The organism is Chitinophaga eiseniae (assembly GCF_900167135.1).
Taxonomy (GTDB): Bacteria; Bacteroidota; Bacteroidia; order Chitinophagales; family Chitinophagaceae; genus Chitinophaga; species Chitinophaga eiseniae.
In genome coordinates this window covers 2,135,865-2,153,994 of record NZ_FUWZ01000001.1, presented here as the reverse complement: position 1 = coordinate 2,153,994, position 18,130 = coordinate 2,135,865, and the positions used below count along the sequence as shown (strand labels likewise).

General features: G+C 42.1%; 16 protein-coding genes. 8 read left to right on the top strand and 8 right to left on the bottom strand.

Annotation, left to right across the window (positions count from 1 at the left end; genetic code table 11):
* Nucleotides 1–10 precede the first annotated feature (10 nt).
* The 4 genes from B5D63_RS08905 to B5D63_RS08885 all read left to right on the top strand — a co-directional run bounded on the left by B5D63_RS08905 (nt 11) and on the right by B5D63_RS08885 (nt 4,751).
* Nucleotides 11–2,350 (top strand): S8 family peptidase, encoded by a 2,340-nt coding sequence (locus B5D63_RS08905; protein WP_078668353.1) that lies wholly within the window; start codon nt 11–13, stop codon nt 2,348–2,350.
* A gap of 622 nt (nt 2,351–2,972) precedes the next feature.
* Nucleotides 2,973–3,305, top strand: coding sequence for a YegP family protein (locus B5D63_RS08900; protein WP_078668352.1), 333 nt, complete (start codon nt 2,973–2,975; stop codon nt 3,303–3,305).
* A 413-nt stretch (nt 3,306–3,718) separates the two neighbouring features.
* Nucleotides 3,719–4,492 (top strand): hypothetical protein, encoded by a 774-nt coding sequence (locus B5D63_RS08890; RefSeq protein ID WP_078668350.1) that lies wholly within the window; start codon nt 3,719–3,721, stop codon nt 4,490–4,492.
* A 49-nt stretch (nt 4,493–4,541) separates the two neighbouring features.
* The gene (locus tag B5D63_RS08885) at nt 4,542–4,751 is read left to right on the top strand and encodes a hypothetical protein (RefSeq protein WP_078668349.1); all 210 of its coding nucleotides are present in this window, start codon (nt 4,542–4,544) and stop codon (nt 4,749–4,751) included.
* An 85-nt stretch (nt 4,752–4,836) separates the two neighbouring features.
* Here the strand turns inward: B5D63_RS08885 and B5D63_RS08880 are convergent, their stop codons facing one another.
* Entirely contained in the window at nt 4,837–5,196 is a 360-nt protein-coding gene (locus B5D63_RS08880; RefSeq protein WP_078668348.1) for a helix-turn-helix domain-containing protein, read from the bottom strand.
* Nucleotides 5,197–5,428: 232 nt separating this feature from the next.
* On the opposite strand from B5D63_RS08880, the gene B5D63_RS08875 reads away from it, so the two are divergent.
* The 4 genes from B5D63_RS08875 (at nt 5,429) to B5D63_RS08865 (ending at nt 11,858) form a co-directional block, all read left to right on the top strand.
* Nucleotides 5,429–5,716, top strand: a complete 288-nt coding sequence (locus B5D63_RS08875) for a SymE family type I addiction module toxin (RefSeq protein ID WP_078668347.1) — start codon at nt 5,429–5,431, stop codon at nt 5,714–5,716.
* A 179-nt stretch (nt 5,717–5,895) separates the two neighbouring features.
* Nucleotides 5,896–6,375, top strand: coding sequence for a PIN domain-containing protein (locus B5D63_RS08870; RefSeq protein WP_078668346.1), 480 nt, complete (start codon nt 5,896–5,898; stop codon nt 6,373–6,375).
* Nucleotides 6,353–6,511, top strand: coding sequence for a hypothetical protein (locus tag B5D63_RS34970; protein WP_159455945.1), 159 nt, complete (start codon nt 6,353–6,355; stop codon nt 6,509–6,511). The genes B5D63_RS08870 and B5D63_RS34970 overlap by 23 nt, the downstream gene beginning before the upstream one ends.
* 1,051 nt (nt 6,512–7,562) lie before the next feature.
* The gene (locus tag B5D63_RS08865; protein ID WP_159455944.1) at nt 7,563–11,858 is read left to right on the top strand and encodes a DEAD/DEAH box helicase; all 4,296 of its coding nucleotides are present in this window, start codon (nt 7,563–7,565) and stop codon (nt 11,856–11,858) included.
* Between the two features lie 94 nt (nt 11,859–11,952).
* Here B5D63_RS08865 and B5D63_RS08860 read toward each other — a convergent pair whose 3' ends face one another.
* The 7 genes from B5D63_RS08860 to B5D63_RS08830 all read right to left on the bottom strand — a co-directional run bounded on the left by B5D63_RS08860 (nt 11,953) and on the right by B5D63_RS08830 (nt 18,091).
* Entirely contained in the window at nt 11,953–13,113 is a 1,161-nt protein-coding gene (locus tag B5D63_RS08860) for an HNH endonuclease (RefSeq protein WP_078668344.1), read from the bottom strand.
* A 65-nt stretch (nt 13,114–13,178) separates the two neighbouring features.
* Complete coding sequence (locus tag B5D63_RS08855) at nt 13,179–14,300, bottom strand: site-specific DNA-methyltransferase (RefSeq protein WP_200816934.1); 1,122 nt, start codon at nt 14,298–14,300, stop codon at nt 13,179–13,181.
* A gap of 86 nt (nt 14,301–14,386) precedes the next feature.
* Nucleotides 14,387–15,070 (bottom strand): P-loop NTPase family protein, encoded by a 684-nt coding sequence (locus B5D63_RS08850; RefSeq protein WP_200816933.1) that lies wholly within the window; start codon nt 15,068–15,070, stop codon nt 14,387–14,389.
* Entirely contained in the window at nt 14,991–15,893 is a 903-nt protein-coding gene (locus tag B5D63_RS08845; RefSeq protein WP_078668341.1) for a hypothetical protein, read from the bottom strand. The genes B5D63_RS08850 and B5D63_RS08845 overlap by 80 nt, the downstream gene beginning before the upstream one ends.
* Nucleotides 15,893–16,171 carry a helix-turn-helix domain-containing protein gene (locus B5D63_RS08840; RefSeq protein ID WP_078668340.1) on the bottom strand — a complete coding sequence of 93 codons (279 nt, stop codon included), beginning with the start codon at nt 16,169–16,171 and terminating at the stop codon, nt 15,893–15,895. Before B5D63_RS08840 ends, B5D63_RS08845 begins: the two co-directional genes overlap by 1 nt.
* Nucleotides 16,172–16,330: 159 nt before the next feature.
* Nucleotides 16,331–17,590, bottom strand: a complete 1,260-nt coding sequence (locus B5D63_RS08835; protein ID WP_078668339.1) for a hypothetical protein — start codon at nt 17,588–17,590, stop codon at nt 16,331–16,333.
* 219 nt (nt 17,591–17,809) lie between these two features.
* Nucleotides 17,810–18,091, bottom strand: coding sequence for a hypothetical protein (locus B5D63_RS08830; protein WP_078668338.1), 282 nt, complete (start codon nt 18,089–18,091; stop codon nt 17,810–17,812).
* Between the last annotated feature and the right edge of the window lie 39 nt (nt 18,092–18,130).

The following is an 18,130-nucleotide window of genomic DNA, read 5'->3' as shown; positions in this document are numbered from 1 at the left end:
TTCAATAGTTATGAAGAACTTACCGATAAAAATATTTGAAAAAAGGAAGAATATTGATGACAGAAATCCAGAAGGCGGCGGAAGTAGCGAGCTTCCACCGTGGGCAAAACTAACCACGGAGGAGTTAAATCAAAGAGTAGATACTTTCAATACTGTACTTACAGATGCGATCACTTGGCTAGATCAGCGCCCACAGGATCGAAACTTCATCCCCGCGGTTCTTCGCCTAAACATTCACGATAAAGCGATAGCTAAATCACATCGACCAGATATCTGCCAAATATTTAATGACAACGACCAACAAAATGTAATTGGCATGGTCAACAATCGTGATTTGTTGATTAAAGTAAATACTATCGACCAAATACGTAAAATCCAAAAGAATCTAAACAATAGACAGAAGCACCAAAAAGGGATAGCCGCCATAACTGAAATGAGCCAATATTCCCCTGATATAATTCTTAACGAAGACTGGACGCAACAACCTTTAAGAGTATCTTTAATTAACTATCAGAACTATCATCTAAACAACTCTGTCTGTAAAGTATTTGAAACCGCATGCAAGAAGAAAGGAATAACTTTCAAAAAAGTAAACTATACTCCTGACTTAATTATATACAGAATAGCAGATGTCACATTTGATTCTATTGAAGATTTGAGAACATTTGAGGCCCTAGAAACGTTATATGTAATGCCTCGCTTCACGATTACATTCGATTCTATACCTGACGGAGAGTCATTGAATATCCCCATTAAATACCCCGAAGAAGGAAAATCATATCCCACCATTGGGATTCTCGACTCAGGGATAACTGCCATCCCCCACTTAAAACCGTGGCTACTTACCGAAAAATTTTCAAAGGTACCACAAGATAGAAAGGATGAGTCACACGGAACATTCGTCGCGGGAATTGTTGTCTATGGAGATGAGTTAGAAAAAGTACACCCCAATGGAGTAGGAGGATGCTATATTTTCGACGCTGCGATAATTCCAGACCCCAAAAAAGACACAATCGAAGAGAGTGATTTAGTAGAACATGTTAGAGAGGCTATAAGTAAACATAAAAACATAAAAACATGGAATTTATCACTTGGATCTTCTCAAGAAGCTGATATTAATACCTTTTCACCTTTTGGAATGGCCTTAGATCAAATCCAAAGTGAAAATGAAGTTATTATTTGCAAATCTGCCGGCAATTGCACAAATTTCATGAGAAATCATCCTGTCAGCAGAATATCTCGATCTGCAGATTCAGTTTTATCATTGGTTGTTGGATCGATTGCACACAACAAAGGTCAATATGATCAAGCCGAAACTTTTCACCCATCCCCTTTTTCTCGTGTTGGGTTGGGACCTTCATACATAAATAAACCCGAACTTACACATATAGGCGGCAATGCAGGTGTCGATCCATCAAGTAATAGAATGGTAATTACCGGAGTTCATTCATTTTCAACAAATGGGCAAATAGTTTCGAATGTAGGAACTAGCTTTTCTACCCCGAGAATATCTTCGTTAGTTGGCGGAATTAATCATTCGTTAAAGGAAACTTTTAACCCACTGCTAATAAAAGCACTTACCGTTCATTCTGCCAAATACCCTTCTTCATTGTCAATACCAACAAAGGAAAGATTGACAATGCTTGGCTACGGAGTACCTAGCAGCTTAGACAATATTCTTTACAATGATCCATACGAAATCACGCTAATTTTACAAGATAGCCTCGCCAAAGGTAATTGGATACAAATGCTGGACTTCCCATTCCCAGACGCTTTAATCGAAAATGGCAAATATTACGGAGAAATCATTGCTACTCTAGTTACTCAACCAATGTTTGCAGAAAACCAAGGAGGCGAGTACTGCCAATCAAATATTGAATTTCGTTTTGGTACACACGACGGCGTGAGAAAAAGAGATAATAAACAAAACCCTATAAGCCATTTAGGTGGAAAGAACCTGCTTCATCCAAGTCTTTATTCAGCTAATTCTAGAGCAGATACAACCGGAAGATTTGCTCATGAGAGAACGTTAGTGCAATATGGCGATAAATTTCATCCTATAAAAAAATATGCAGTAAACCTTGAGGATATGACGCCAGCAAATTCAGATAGGCATCTTACTGCTCCTAAGCACTGGTATCTCGAGGTAGAGGGTCTATTTAGAGACTATATTTCTGGCAGAAGTGTTGCTGATGGAATTGTTTTAAGTCAAAATTACTGTCTGATCCTAACAATTCGAGATAATAGACAAAAGCATAAAGTTTATGATCTTACCACGAATCTATTGACTTCAAGAGGCTTCATACACAATAACATCAACCTCAGCACTGATGTTAGAGTTAGAGTTTAGCGAAAAATTTAGATAAAAAGGATGCTACTAATAACTAACAAAGATACCTAAGGGGACCTGACATACTCAGGTCTTCCTTATTTAAAGAAACACTATTGATGCAAAATCCCCTTGGAATTCACAAATATCCATTCAACATAGTCGTTAAAAATTAATCCCAAACAGATATTTCATATCTTAGTAAAAGCTGATTAACCTGTATAAAGTACAGGAAAGAAATCGGGGTTATACAGAAGGAACTCGACTAAACGCTCAACTAAAAAACGAAACCCCGCGCCATGCGCGAGGTTTATAAGTTGTTTGTGATCCCGCTGGGACTATATCAAAGGCTTAATTGCCGCTGCTTCTAAAGGATTTTTAAGCTAGTGTATCCGATTTTGTATCCTTCCGGAATAGCTTATTTTGTAGAGGTTTGAAAGAACTTTACAACATCACAAAGATACGAAAACCCTTGCTAAATAAGCACAAACAGCGATAAAATATATTTGACGCACTAAATATGACGTATATACGCTTTTGATATACCGGACCTATATACTTATCAAGACTAAAGTACCACTGCCGCAACGCTGCAGTCCGTTTTGAAATAATGCTTAACTTCAGGATACTTAAACTTAACCATATGGGTAAATTTGTTATTTCCAAGGACGCCAAAGGCGAATTTCGTTTTAAACTGAATGCTGGTAACGGAGAAACTATTCTCGCCAGTGAAGGCTACACCACCAAAGCAAATTGCGAAAACGGCATTGAATCTGTACGAACCAATTCCCAACATGATGAACGATTCGAGAAAAAAACATCTTCTAACGGGAAACACTATTTTAACCTGAAGGCCACTAACGGCCAGGTGATCGGCACTAGCGAAATGTATGAAAGTACCTCCGGCCGTGACAACGGTATTGCTTCTGTTAAAAGCAATGCTCCCGCGGCTAATGTCGATGACAAAACTGTATAAGACTTTTCATACATGGCCGGAATGTTATATCCGGCCATGTATCTTTTATCTTTCTTCTACTACTTTAGAAACTCCTGGACACTGCTCTCTTCCAGTCCAGCGTAACGGCAAAACTCCGCCACCGTAACAAAAGCGCTTCTTCCTTTTCCATTTGTTTTCCGGACTTGTTGCAGGATCTTCCGGGCGGTTCGTTCACTTCTGCCTGTAATGTTCATCACGTCTTTTGCATAAATCACTATGCGGTTAGGTACTATTTTCTGCGAAAATGGCATAATCGGAATGGAAATTTTTCTGGGTTAAAATGCCGGCTTAGGTTTGGGGTGGTTACCGCAAAAGTAGTGCATCCTGCGCAGATGTGAGCCTAACGGGCTTGGCTATGCAAACAGCCCATTCTATCATTCAATTGTTTCTATATGGCAAGACAAAGTGGAATCATTCCCCTGAAAGGAACAATCGGCAATATCACCTTTTACAAAACGAAAGCCGGACACCTGGCACGTGAGAAAGGCGGCATTGATGCCAACCGCATCGCAACAGATCCCGCATTTGTCCGGACCCGTGAGAACGGGGCGGAATTTGGACGCGCCGGCAAAGCTGGTAAACTGTTGCGGACCGCCTTCCGGGCGTTACTGCTCAGCATAGGCGACAGTTATATGTCGTCCCGCCTGACCCGTGAAATGGTGAAGGTGATTCAGGCAGATGCCACCAACGTGCGTGGACAACGTAACGTCATCGACGGTGAGGCCGAGCTGCTCAAAGGTTTTGAGTTCAACAGCAATGCACGGTTGGGCGGTACATTGTACGCTCCATTCAGCACTGCTATTGATCGCGCTGCCGGAACCCTGATCGTCGATATTCCCGCGTTCGTCCCCATCAACATGGTGGCCGCTCCTGCAGGTGCTACCCATTTCAAAGTCCAGGCGGCCGGTGCGGAGATTGATTTCGAGGCGGAAACATTCATCAATGGAAGTGCTGCCAGTGCAGAGCTGCCCATCGATGCAACCCCGACTGCTGTCATGAATTTGACCGTAAATGTGACGGATAACACCACCAAGCCGCTGTTTCTGGCGTTGGGTGTGGAGTTCTACCAGCAAGTTAACGGGGCCTTGTACAGCCTTAAAAACGGCGCATACAACGCGCTGGCTTTGGTGGACGTTTCCGGTATGCCGGCAGCACCAAACCCTTGATAACCCGGCCCACGTGGGCCGGCTTTTCTTCACCTCTTAAACTGTGTATATGAAACTTGCACAACGACTCACCGCATCAACTCCGCCCTTTTTCAGTAAGGTGCGAAATATAGGTCTGGTCCTGACAGCGATCAGCGGTGCCCTGATGGGTATTCCCGCCATCCCTGCTATCATCGTGAAAATTGCCGGTTATATCGCTGTTGCTGGTACAGTCATGACTGGGGTTAGTCAAACAGCAGTGTCAAATGAAGGCGGTTAGGCCGCTGATAAATAGTTTCCCGGCTAAGGTGTGGTTACCTTTGGGATTGTTTGGTGTAAAGGCACTCGTCACAAAACGGGTGCCTTTATTTTTTTGTCCAGGATGGCCGTGCCAGTACAGATTGTAATTTCGATTTGGTTACGAAAGCCTCAACGACAGCCAGGACATGTAGCTTATCTTCGGGTGAGAGCTGGTCAAACTGCTGTAGTTGGATTTTCTCCTCATTCGACACTGTCCCGCCTTCAGGTAATGCTCCTGTAACCAGGTAGTCTATTGATGTTCCTAACACTTCGGCAATCTTTGCGGCAACCTCGATAGATGGGGTTATGAAATCTCTTTCATATTTACTTACAATATTCCCGCTGGTGCCTATCTGTGCTGCCAATTCCGTTTGGGTAAGGTTCTTCTGCTTTCTTGCAATAGTTACCCTTTGTCCGAATGTCATAAATCGATTTGTTGATTGGGTTAATTCAAGTAAAAGTTCAATTCAATCTCAATCTAAGAAGAAGCGTTAATACCACAATCATATATAAAATATCAACAATGCAATATTTATCCAATTGGTGTAATTATAGACCAAAAGATAGAAAATAATTATCCTTTTAAGCATAAAAAAGCACTTATTTATTTGTTTAAAACTGTACTTATTTGTATATTTATGATAAATAAGTACAATTATGAAAAACAAACCAAAAACAAGAAGTATAACTGTTAAACAACTTCATCAGGAACGAGCAGATCAGTGGATATCCGTCTCCTGTATTCAACTTGCGGGCGTCTGGCTTCATGATGCCGGCTTTGCTATTGGTGACCGGGTTAATGTCCAGGTGCGACGCAACCGTTTAGTAATTACCAATGAAAAATTGCCAGTTGTACCCCTCCAACCGGAACCAACTGCCAGCAAAAGGAAAATGCGGCAAATCAGCCGTCTGCTGGCCTCCATAAACCTAAACGAAGAAGAATAACCCTCTACTTCTGTTAACCCAAAGCAACCGGCGAATCTTCTACAGATCGGTTGTCATTAAACCATGTTTAAAGATGAAAATACGCTCACCAGCGAACATCGCATGTTCGTAGCGCAACTATGTGCCTATATCAGGCAGTTTGATTTAACCCTCTTCTTCACTTAGCTCAATTATCAACCATGTTGAATGTTTATACAGATACCTCTGTAATTGGGGGATGTTTTGACCAAGAATTTCAAGTACACAGCAATGCGCTTTTTGACGAGTTTAGGACCGGCATAAAGAAGCTAATGCTTTCCGACCTAGTTATGATGGAACTGAAACCAGCAGGAGCTGAAGTAAAAGCGAAGCTGACGGAAATTCCGAAACGGTTTAAAGTCAAAGTAAAGGGGCATGTGAAAGCTATGAAGCTGGCAGATACGTATATTGCGGCGGGTGCGCTAAGTGACAATTCCTATAATGACGCGTTACATATTGCGCTTGCGACATTGCACGGGGCCGATGTTCTCGCCAGTTGGAACTTTAAACACATCGTAAACCTTGACCGTATAAAACTGTATAATTCCATAAATTTGCAAATGGGGTACCGGCAAATTGAGATCAGGACCCCGCGCGAAATCTTAAAACCATATGATCATGAAAAAAAGAAAAAAATATGATGCTGTGGCAGAGGTGAGAAAGATCAGGGAGGAAATGAGCGTTAAATACTTCGGTAACCATGATTTATTGTTGAAAGACCTGAAAACCGCATGGAAGGAATTCCATTTGGAAGAAAAAGCGCTAAGAAAACGTTAACTCCCGCAATCTCCATTTTACATTTACTTCATTACATATAAGGTTTGCCAGCGTGGCTAATAGCTAATATTTGCCGCGCTGACGGACCGTTATTTGGGTAACGCGCCATATAACAGCACCAGGTGCCAGCCGGCGCCTATCAGCCGGGGGACCGCTGCAGTCAAGAGGCTATCGGACCGTGAATGGGTTCCCTTTTCGGAAAGGCAGTCAGTAGCCCGCTACAGAAAAGGTACAGTTGAAAAAAAATAATGGAACAAGCGGCAAACGTCCGGGATGGCAGATGATGGGTTACAGAAGCCGCGCCTATGTTCTTTCGTCGGTCAAAGTGATGCTGTTGAGCCTTTGTTCAACTGTTGCTCCCATCATCTACCAGCACGGACGCCGCGCGATAGTACATTGTTGACCAGGGTACAAATGCTGGTGTTCGCGCGCCTGGTTCTCCCGTTGGTCGCCCAATCAGGGTACTATCCTCTGGCAGCTATAATCTCCCGTTAAATAGAATTACTGTCGCCCCGCCCCCGCCGCCCTTCCACCCCCGGCCGCTGCGGCGGCAGCCAGAGCGCAGGCCCCGAAGCGCAGCGGAGGGGCCAAGCGAGGGCGAGCCGCAGCAGGCCGCGCCTTCGACCTATGTCTGGCCGGGAGCGCCAGCGGACGGCAAAATCAAAAATGAAAGGCCGGGGGTGGCGGGCGGGGGGCGGACAAAATGGGCAGCGAAGGGATGGCGGGCATAAAGGCCACCAATTGTAAAAACAGCCCTTAGCCAGACCGGGAGCTGCCCGAACGTAGGCGGAAGGAGCGCGAAAAGGGTGACAGGACGGAGCGCAGCCCCTGTAGCGAAGCGGAAGGGGCAAGCGACGGCCTGGCGCCCTTTTTTGCCGACTGACGCCGGAGTGAGACCTTATATCCCCTCTTGATAAGATAAATAATGCGTCACTGAATCTCAACAGCAGAGTGCAAAATAATTCATACATTAGTAAAATGACATATGGCGATGTCACCTCTTACAAATAAGAGGATTTTACTATTTATTCAGTATACCACCCCTTCAACCATGGCTCAACTACCTAGTAGGCAGCTTTCAAAAAGCAAGCTCTCCACCTTCTTGAGAACTAAATGTGATAGACATTTGTATTTATCATTGTTCAACAACAATGTAGCAAATTTAAAAGCAGCAAATCTTCCAGTTCCATTAAAGACCAGGCCTGCCGTACAGTTAATCACAAAATCAGGGCAGGATTTTGAGCGAGAACAATTTGACGAATTAACTAAAGTTCTTCCTCAAAATGTAATTTTTAGACCCGGCTATGCCGAAGTAGATTTAGATGCTACCCTTTCTTCTATTGATCCTAAAGCCTTACCGCAATTCATTCTACAGCCAGGAATTGAACCACAACACTTTAGGGACTATGCATTAGATAATTTAGGTTTAACCACTAGTGAAAAACAAACTATCCCTCCTTTGTCAGGATTGCGACCTGATATATTATACGTTCATAAACCAAACACCAATGACTACGAAGTTCTACCAAACGGTAAAAGAAAGCTTGTAACGCCAGCTGATTCAAGGATAGCCATCAGTGTAATTGATTTAAAAAATGTAACAGAAGCTAATGCAAGCTATGCTGCTGAAGTATGCCTTTATACTTTTTTCCTTACAAACTGGCTTAACTCCGTAGGAGCCAACCATAAGGATAAATATTATGTTTCCCATAAAACCTATCTATGGAAACATACAAATATGCCCAATTTCAGCAAAACAATTAGCCTCTCAAATTCAACGGCCAATCACAGAATAGAAGCACTAGAATTGGACTTGCAGGATGGCTTGGTCAATTATATGATCTACTTTTCCAGCGTGTACAAATTTTTCAAAGAGGATATTCCAAGAGTGGTAACTAAAGGAGATACAGAAGGCTGGGCATCTGTTGCTTATCATATTAGCAGCAAATGCAATGCCTGCGACTGGCTAGGTAATGAAGGTTGGTTATTTGGCGAGGATTTACGAACGTTTGAAGCCAACCCCAACCACTATTGCCTTCCCGCAGCAGAAGCTGACGACCATTTATGCCAACTACCAAATTTAAGTAAAGGAGCCTCCAGTGTCTTAGTGCAAAATGGCCATTCAACCCTATCCAATTTAGTAGGGCTTTCTCCTGATACCCTTACATTAAAAAAACACTCCTTACTAAAAAGCGACAGATCTCAAATCAGCGAGCGAGCCAGAGCTATTAATACAGGAAGCATCTCCATAAATCAAAATGCTAAGTTTGCTGGGTTAGCTGCTTTCGTGGATGCAGAATATGACATTATTGTAAATTTTGACTCTGGTAGTGGGCTATTAACAGGTATCGCTTTAAGAGGAATGCTATTCGCTCCATTCCAACAAATGCTGAAAAAACCAGATGGCAGTACTGCGTCCTATCACAGCTACGGAGAGGAGGCATTTGTTGTCGAAAAAGATTTCCTGGAAGCCGAATGGGTCGCATTAGAGTCATTCATCAATAAATTAGCACAAAGTATAAGTACTTCGCACCAATTATTTAATGCTAGTGGCTTCGGCAGCGTTCGTACACAAATTTGCTTTTGGGAACCGAGACAGTATGAAGAACTATGCAACGCCTTTGGTAGGCATCTCTTAAAAGTTCTTTCATTACCTGAGAGATCACAACGTGCTCTCGCTTGGCTATTTCCCGCAGATGAACTAATGGAAAAAGATTCAGAATTAACTCCAGGAATAGTCTTTATTAGAAATTTTATATCTCAAGGCACTAGATTACCCGTAAAATTCGCGCATACACTTTTGGGTGTAGCCGAAAAATATCATCTTCCCGGTATGCCGCCGAGGAAATTAGACAACTACTACAGGGAAATTCTTGGCGATTCAATCCCGCGTGAAAGAATTTTTGAAATCTGGAAAGCAAATCTTGGTGTAATACCAATGTATGGAAAAAATATTAGCCTCAGTCATGCCATAAAAAACTATGAAAATGCCCTAAAAACGCATGCATGGGCATTAGCTAGTGTTACCGCAAAATTGCGCATAGACCTAAGGGATAGGCTCACATCAAAGGCGCCCATCCTTAGTTTGGCAATTTCCACAGGAGCTAATTCTGTTGCTTATGATTCTAAACTATGGATACAATGGGATAAAGTTGAGGCCTCAACAGCCAAAACCCAAAGTGAACTGGAGTTAATTACGGACGCTGAAAGCTTAGAAGCCTCCTATAAAATCATTGTTCTTCCTAAAATGGTGCAGGATTTAGGTAACTATAGATATAAATTTGAAGTTAGTGAGGACTCAACTGAAGCCAAACTTGAGGAAGGGAAATCATTCTATGTTGCCGGCTTGGTTAATCATCCAGGATACCCACTACAAACCGGATCTAGTCTTGGTCTCAGTGAAGACCCTCCCAATATAGATTTTGCTAAGTTAAGGATCCCACTTCACAAAATAGTCGCGGTAACCTTGGAAAATTTTGATAGAATAAATCGGATTGCAATCATTTCATTAAGACCTCGCTCTCCATTTGTGGAAGAATTATTCAACCTAATTTTGAGCAGTGGATTGCTACCTCTAGATAGAGAACCGATTTATCTTCAGGAGGGAGTGCCATACGATGATTCAGAATCCACTAAAGAAATACTGAAGGAAGTAGGAAACCCTCCTTATGCAAAAATATCCAACGAGGCAAAAGAGGCCATGGGAGATAAAGCAGCAAAAAAAATTGTAAGAGGAACTGATCCTTCGACACCTATTGCAAGGGTTTTGTGGGAGTCCGATGCACTCTCATCCATCGATATCAGAACTGATGCTGAATCTCAAGCAATATCAAACTACAGAGCTCCTAACAGAAGTAGGGATTTAAATGCTAGTCAAAAAGATGCGGTTTATAACTGTGCTCGAAAACAGCTATCTGTGATATGGGGGCCTCCCGGAACTGGAAAAACTGATACTTTATCATTTCTTCTACAGTCCATAATACACGAGGCTCAAACCAACAATAAGTCTAGAAAAATATTAATTACAGGGCCGAACTATAGAGCTGTTGAGGAGCTTACAGAACGTTTGGTTAAAAACATAAATGAGGATCCATCATGCATTGCCGAGTTATTTATGATATATTCAAATAACAGAATTCCAAAAGAGATTTCTGCAACTAACCATCACTTAAAGATAAAAATAGTGCAACGTGGCTCAGATGACTACGGTACAAATATTTTATCGTTACGTGAAAGCATTGAAAATCCTAACAAAGTTACTGTTGTAGCCACCACTGCACACATGGTCCATCGATTGACAAAAGAGATATATGGCAGGGATTCAAACTGGCTTAAAGAATTATACGACTTTGTTATTATTGATGAAAGTTCACAAGTCCCACTAACTTTATCATTAAGACCTCTGACTGTCTTAAAAGCATCCGGACAACTCGTTGTTGCGGGAGACCATTTGCAAATGCCCCCCATCCTTAGCCTGGATCCACCTAAGAATGCCGAATATCTTATTGGAAGTATCCAAACCTATTTATTAGAAAGATTCGGTATCTCATCAAAAAATCTATTAATTAACTATAGATCCAACCAGGACATTGTTGATTTTGCGAAATCACTGGATTATCCCCAGGGGTTAACAGCATTTCATACTCAAAGAAAATTAAAGCTAATAGGAGATCTAGACACCACTATCAGTTCACTTCCCAAAGGCTACCCTACGACAACTGCTTATAAAGAGCTACTTCTCCCGGATAGATCAGTAACTACATTAATTCACGATGACCAGATATCATCTCAAGCTAATGAAATAGAGGCCCGGATGGTAGCAGGGTTGGCTTTTTGCTTGAGGCATTCAATGTCTAAAAATTTATCCAGTGGTAACACTGATGAGCAACATGCCCCTTTCTCTGACGATGAATTCTTCGAATCTGGAATAGGTGTAGTCACTCCGCATAAGGCGCAAAAATCACTAGTTGTCAAAGAGCTCCTAGAATTATTCCCTAATGCTGATCCGACTTTAATTTATAATGCAGTAGATACCGTTGAGCGATTCCAAGGTGGCGAAAGAGACACTATTATAGTATCATTCGGAGTAGGAGACACTGACATAATTCAAGGTGAAGAAGAATTTCTGCTGCAGCTGGAAAGAACTAATGTTTCAATATCCAGAGCCAAGGCCAAATGCATTGTGCTTATGACAAAGGCGCTGGCTTATCACCTACCAACTGATACTAAGGCAGCCTTGACTGCTCAGGCAATAAAATCTTACACCGAAGAATTTTGTAGTAATCGTTTAGAAGTGGACATTGAATACGGTGGTAACCACAAGATTGGTGAGGTAAGATGGCATTAGATACTGCATTATTAAACTCCTGAATTGTAATGCATGCTCGGTTTTGAATTAATCTTTCATAAAAAGAGATATAAATTAAAACTGAGCATGTTTGCTATAAGCCTAAGCTCGCACAATTATTTTCGTCATAAAATCTTTGTTCCTGACATTTATAGTTAACATTTAACACTCCCACAATTTTTAATTCGTTGGATAAAACAAGATCATTCAAATAAAATGAGAAGATAAAAAAGCCAGAAAATAGGTTTATCCTTACTTTTACCCCTCCTTGAACTTGAATCAACAAAATGCGGTGACAGTCGCTGATTAAGTCAATCGAATCAATCTTATCTTCCATCTGACAAACAAAGCCTCCAATGATCTCTCCAGCCATTACAAAATTGATTGCTGGATCAATAAATGGCGAATTTCTTACTCCCTCTTTATAATACACCAGTGAATTTAGCCCGATCTTCACTAATGCTTGCTGAATTTTTACAGGATCGACTTTGAACGAAACATTGATTTTATCCTTTGTTGAACTGTTTGAAAATGATGTAAAGCTTGCACCTTCCTTCGTAAATTTATCCAAAAGCCTACACAAAAAATCGATTCCTTCCTTCTCAGATCGACAACGCAACACTAATCGTTGATCTTCGTTGTAAAACAATCTTGGTTCAAGAAATGCCTTATACGGATGGGTTTCCGCCAACAAAACTAATGACATAGAATTTTTTGCCTTAGTTAATTCCAATCTCTCTATACTAAACTGCTCATCGCCTTGAACAAATTTCACGATTCCCAATGGCTGGGATTTGTCTTTAGGCACATTTACAACCAGTATCCCGCTATTGATTCGCCACTTCTCAAAAGATGCACAAAATCTTTTAACTTCTTCTTCGTTCGCCCCTTCAATATAAATTTCTTCATTTATTTGTATTAGCTGAGGGCGCATGTAACCCCTTGCCCCGTCAAATACTCCAATTTCGTATGGTACCTGATCTTTTTCAACAAACTGGAAGATTTCAGGAAACGTCAACCCTGTTTCTCGTAATTTCTTCCCTCCGTAACCCAATACTCTTTCAGCGCTACGCATTAAAGCTATTGGCGAATTTCTAAACAACTCCCCTTCTAACTTCGAAAAGTAGTTGTTACAATCATCGCAGACGTCATACATATAAAGATCTTCGCCGCCCAACCCTTTTGGGAAAATATGTTCAGAGTCTCCTGTGGGCCTTTCTTTACAATAAATGCATTGTCGAAATTCAGAGGTCATATTTCTTATCAAATTCTAAAAAAATAGTAGACGAGAATAATCATTTACTTACCCCCAAACAAATTTCAACAACGAACTACATGAAAATCGTATTCCACTGCCGCTTTAGAACTTGCTCCCATCTGATTTGCCTGTCTTTTACCAGCATGCGCATCAAGGGCATTTCTGGTTGATACAATTTTTAATCCGCCAGCAGCTTCAATTGACGATCGGAAAATTTGCTTTGGGTCGCTTTTGACCGATGGCACGCTGCCGAATCTCACATAGATATGTAAATCTTCGAGACTAACTTTTTTCACATTTTGCCATACAGATGCCAACTCTTGAATAAAGATATCTTTCCCGCTATGTTTTATTTGATCTTTTTCATTCTTATAATCTATTTCCGGATCTCCGCCCAAAAACCACATTCTTAGCCATTGATCTTGTATATATGTTTTCATTCCATAGTAAGGTGGAGATGTTACAATAAGATCAAAATCCTTTGGCAATGCTGAAAAAGTTTCAGTATTACAAGAATTTCCGGCTACCACTTGTTTTATATTACCACAAGGTGGATAATCATTATCTAAGATCCGATTTAGTTTCCTTTCAATGACCTTTAATATATCAACCTTCGGTGGAACTAATTTCCTATCCTTCCAATACTTTACAGAATAATCTGGCTTTGATGCGAATGTTCTAGGCATTTGATTAGAAAAGTATCCGGCAGTGCCTATTGTCTTATTTAATGGACCATGCAGACATCCCAGAGATGCAGCCCTTAATACAACTGAAGCGTCAGTTTCAACTTCTAACTCCATTAACCCCTCACGAAGCGCAGAGATTTGCTTTAACGTGCTCTTGGAATATGCATGCTTAAAAAAGGGGGTACTCGGAATATCCAAAGGATCCTTCAAAACTAATTGTTTCGCAAGGTCCATTACAGCTTCCAATGTAGTAGTAGCAAGTTTTGCTTGGGCTATGGATACTGCAATTGGCGATGAATCTATTCCCCAGGCATCAAAACCACTAGCACGCGCGGCATATAATGATGTCCCACGGCCACAAAATGGATCCAATAGTTTGGGGGAGGAATTCTTATATTTTCGCATTATGGCCATTGGATACTCAAGAGGAAACATGGTATAATACGGACATATTGCATTTAGTGCGTGTTTAGGGTCATTTGAAAATGATTTTAACATAACTTACAGTCAGTTACAAAGTATATATATACTATATATATCAATATCTTTAAAAAGGTGCAATATAAAAAAGTATGAGGAAATCCTTACACTCTTTTATCGCAAGAATCCGCACTAAATGAAAATAAATTAAACATTGCCCTCATCCTACTCCTTAGCCTATTCCCATATACCTCCTCCAACTCCTGGCTGTTCAGGTTCGTTGTCACGTGGGTAATCATCTTATTTGAAATAAACAGATCATACCGTGACAGCAGTATCTCCCCCATCACATTACAGTTATTTCCCCAATAGTTTACCGTCTGCTCCACGCCCAGGTCATCAAAGCAATGCACCCGCGGCACATTGGTATACGGGAAAAACGCGTTGGTACTATACCGGCTGATAACATCGTACCCGATTTTGCTAAACTCAAAGCTGATTTGCCGGCAGGACACCATATGCGGCCGGTACGACTCCGACGCCAGGGCTCTCATGAGCGTCATCAGGGAGGTCTTACCGCATCCGATCTTACCGGTAAGGAGTATGCCTTTATGCAGGTCAATCCCTTCCGCAGTGGCTATTGCTTCATCCTGCAGGAAGTAAGCCAGTAGTTTGACGACCACTGGCCGGTCCACATCATCAACCCAGAACCGGGGACCGTAGGTATTCTTTCCATGTTCCTCCAATTGCTGAAAGAGCTGGTAGTAGTCATAGGGGCTCTGAATAGCTTTTGTCTTCATTGGTGTGGAGCCGTCCTGCTCCGGTTGCTGGTTTGGTATGTTTGTCATGATGTTCCGGTTTTGATGGGTGAATGTTGAGCATCCATTTGTGAGCGGCGGCCTGCCAGTCTGTGATCAGCGTTTTGCCACCTTGCCGCCAGCCGTTGGCCTGGTAGTGATGAAAGAATTTGCCGGCTTCCACCTCCGGGTACTTTTCGGCGGCAAAGAACTCTTGCACCTGTGACTGTGTGGGAAGAATCCGCGCGGCGCCGGGTGCATTTTTTTCCGCGCCGGGTGCATCCGGATCGTGTGGGAGGTTTTCAGTTTCATTTTTATTTTTTTTTGATGGGGGCGTGAGCCTGTTTTCTCCCTCCCGTTTATTATTGTTTATATGTTTATTAAAGTGGCCCACTTTTGGGCCTGTATGTGGCCCAGTTTTAGGCCACGTGTCAGGCCCATTATTGGGCCTCATGTGTGGCCCAGTTTTGAGCAGGTCATGTGGCTCACTTTTGGGCCACGTAGTACCGGTCCTTTCATCCTGGAACAGAAACAGCTGTTCGGGGTGCTGGTCGGCAATAAAATCGGCTAATGGGATGATGGAAACGTAGCTGGTGGCGTAGGCTTGTCGTGCCTGTACATAGATGATGTAGTGACAGTGGTCCAGATGCTTTAAACAACGTACATAGGTACTCCGGGAGCCGATGCAAGAAAGGCTCATGACTTCTTCGCGCAGGATGGGAAAAGGATTCTGGAAACGATGATAGTTCCAGACCTGAAACAATGCCAGGTAAAGGCTTACATGATTGGCCTGCAAGCGGGTTTCCTTCCGCACCTGTGCGAAGAAAGCATTTAAGTGTCTGATGTAGTTGGTATGAGCTGCTGGTGCCGGCATCAGGAACGCTTAACAGGTTTCTTGGTGCCTTCCATCAGTTTCAGGATGTCGTCGTACTCGTAGAAGATTAAGCCGCCGATTTTGGTAAAGGAGAGCGTACCGTTGATACGCATGTTTTGAAGAGTGCCGGGGGAGATTCCCAATAGGTCGCGGACTTCGTAGGATTTAAGCCATTTCCGGGGCTGGATGGCGGGAGCGTTTACAAGTTCCCGCAGTTCCCGGAACAGTTCTGTTTTGAAGATCGCCAGATCTTCACGGGTGAGGATTTCTGCTGCCATAAGGTTTGGGTTTGTTTGTTATGGCAGCAAAAGAATAGCTAATAGGGACGCAAGAATAGTTACAGGGGTTTTACAACCCCCTGTAACTTATTGATTACTAAAGGAAAGATTTTAGTATAATTATTTTGATAATATTTGAATCAGCGTGTAATGGTGGAATCAGAATTGTTGCAGGAAACAGTCTACCATCAGGTAAAACGCTACGTTTAGCCCTTTATGTGACCGGTTGACTAACTGCATCAGGATCTCGCGGACGGATCGGGAAACAGCCGCATTATCGTTATAGAAACTATTTCGCAGGCTGTTGGGGGAAATACTATCCTGCTTTACAGAGGTGAAGAAGTAAGAAAAGAAATCCAGGACTTCCGCCCTGTTTTTATTTACATAAATGCCGTTATCTAACAGTAGTTTGAGAATATGGCCAATTTGCGGCACTGAAAAAATAGTCTGAATCTTAAAATCTTTCCAGCGGCTTAGTTCGTCCGGAAGATGGGCGCCGCCCGATGTTGCGCTGATTTCCTTGTAGTAAACAATTTCCTCCGCCAGCCATGATTGCATTTTGTTTTGAAGTGGTGGACGCATGGAGTTGAACACATAAGCGGGTTTCAGGGTGGCCTGGCTGGTTTTCTTCTGGAGGTACATCAGCTGTTCCAGTTTCTCCCGGATGGTGGGATAGTCTTTGAGTTGCGCCGTTATCATGCTTACCCAATATTCAAAGTAGTGAATGTTGTTGAAGTTGATAAACAATAACAGTTCGTGCAGCTTCTCCGGGAAATCAGCCTTGTCACCATTGGCGTCCAGTAATTGGAATAATCGTTTATTCATCTCCGTTAGGTAATGTAACTGCTGATAAGTGATCGGCGACGCGGTGTGGTTATTTTTGGTGAGTTCCAGAAATGGCATGAATACCACATGCTGTAACTGTTCATCAACACCGGAGGAAATAAAACCGTCTTTCAGTATCGCCACGTCTTTCTGAAACTTCGCCTGTGCTGTCAATAGGTAAGACGGCGGTACTTTACAGTCAATGTCCAGGTACTTCCCGAATTTCCGTTCGAAATATGCCAGCAGTTCGGCAAGGTTGAGATAGATGATTTTGTACAGATCTGTCCAGGTCTTTTTAGCTGTAGAAATGGAGGTATCCAGTAGGTTTTCCTCCGTCATATTGGCCGCAACCAGCTCCATCAAAATAACCAGGTGCTGCTGGCAATGCTGAATAAACCACCCCACCTGCTTCTTTTTACGCAGATCGTAGAGATACCTTCCGGTACGTTCGAGAATGTTGTTTTTTTCGTTAACAATGTCGTCAACGGCTTGTGTGAAAAATTGTTCGTCAGGGTGTTTGCGTTTGTGCGATGCTTGTTGGAGGTCAACGTGAATAAATTTTTCAAAAAAGGATAATGGGTAATACTGTTGCATATTGGTGGTTTTAAAATGTGCGCAGTATGGTTTTGGTTGTGTAATGGTCTTTCATAAATCACATGATCGGGGCCGGGGTTGTGATACGCTTAGTATCAACAGGGGTTGCAATAAAGTGTATCAGGCGAAAAGAAGATGTTAATGAGTTGTTAATCAGATACTTATCAAAGCTGGCGGGCTTTCCAACCGACCAGCCTTGATAAGTTAAATCTACCTGCTTTAAAAACTAATCCAGTGGCAGGAAATTGGTTCTTTATCCAGTTCTTCAATTATCTCTTTGACTATTTCTTTTCTTATACTGATGATTTTTTCCTTTTCAGCATTGCTTAACAAAGAATTTCTTCTTCGATAGCCGGCAAAGCCAGGTGAACGCATTTTTCTATAGTATGTGGCTTCGCTCCAGTTACATTCTTTACAAACCCGTATCCTAAACTTTTGCAGAAAACTGCCCAGCTCTGTATGAATGCAAAACAAGATATTTTGTTGTATTTCGGTTTCCATAATAAACGATAATGTAGGGTTAACAAATATTAATCAGTA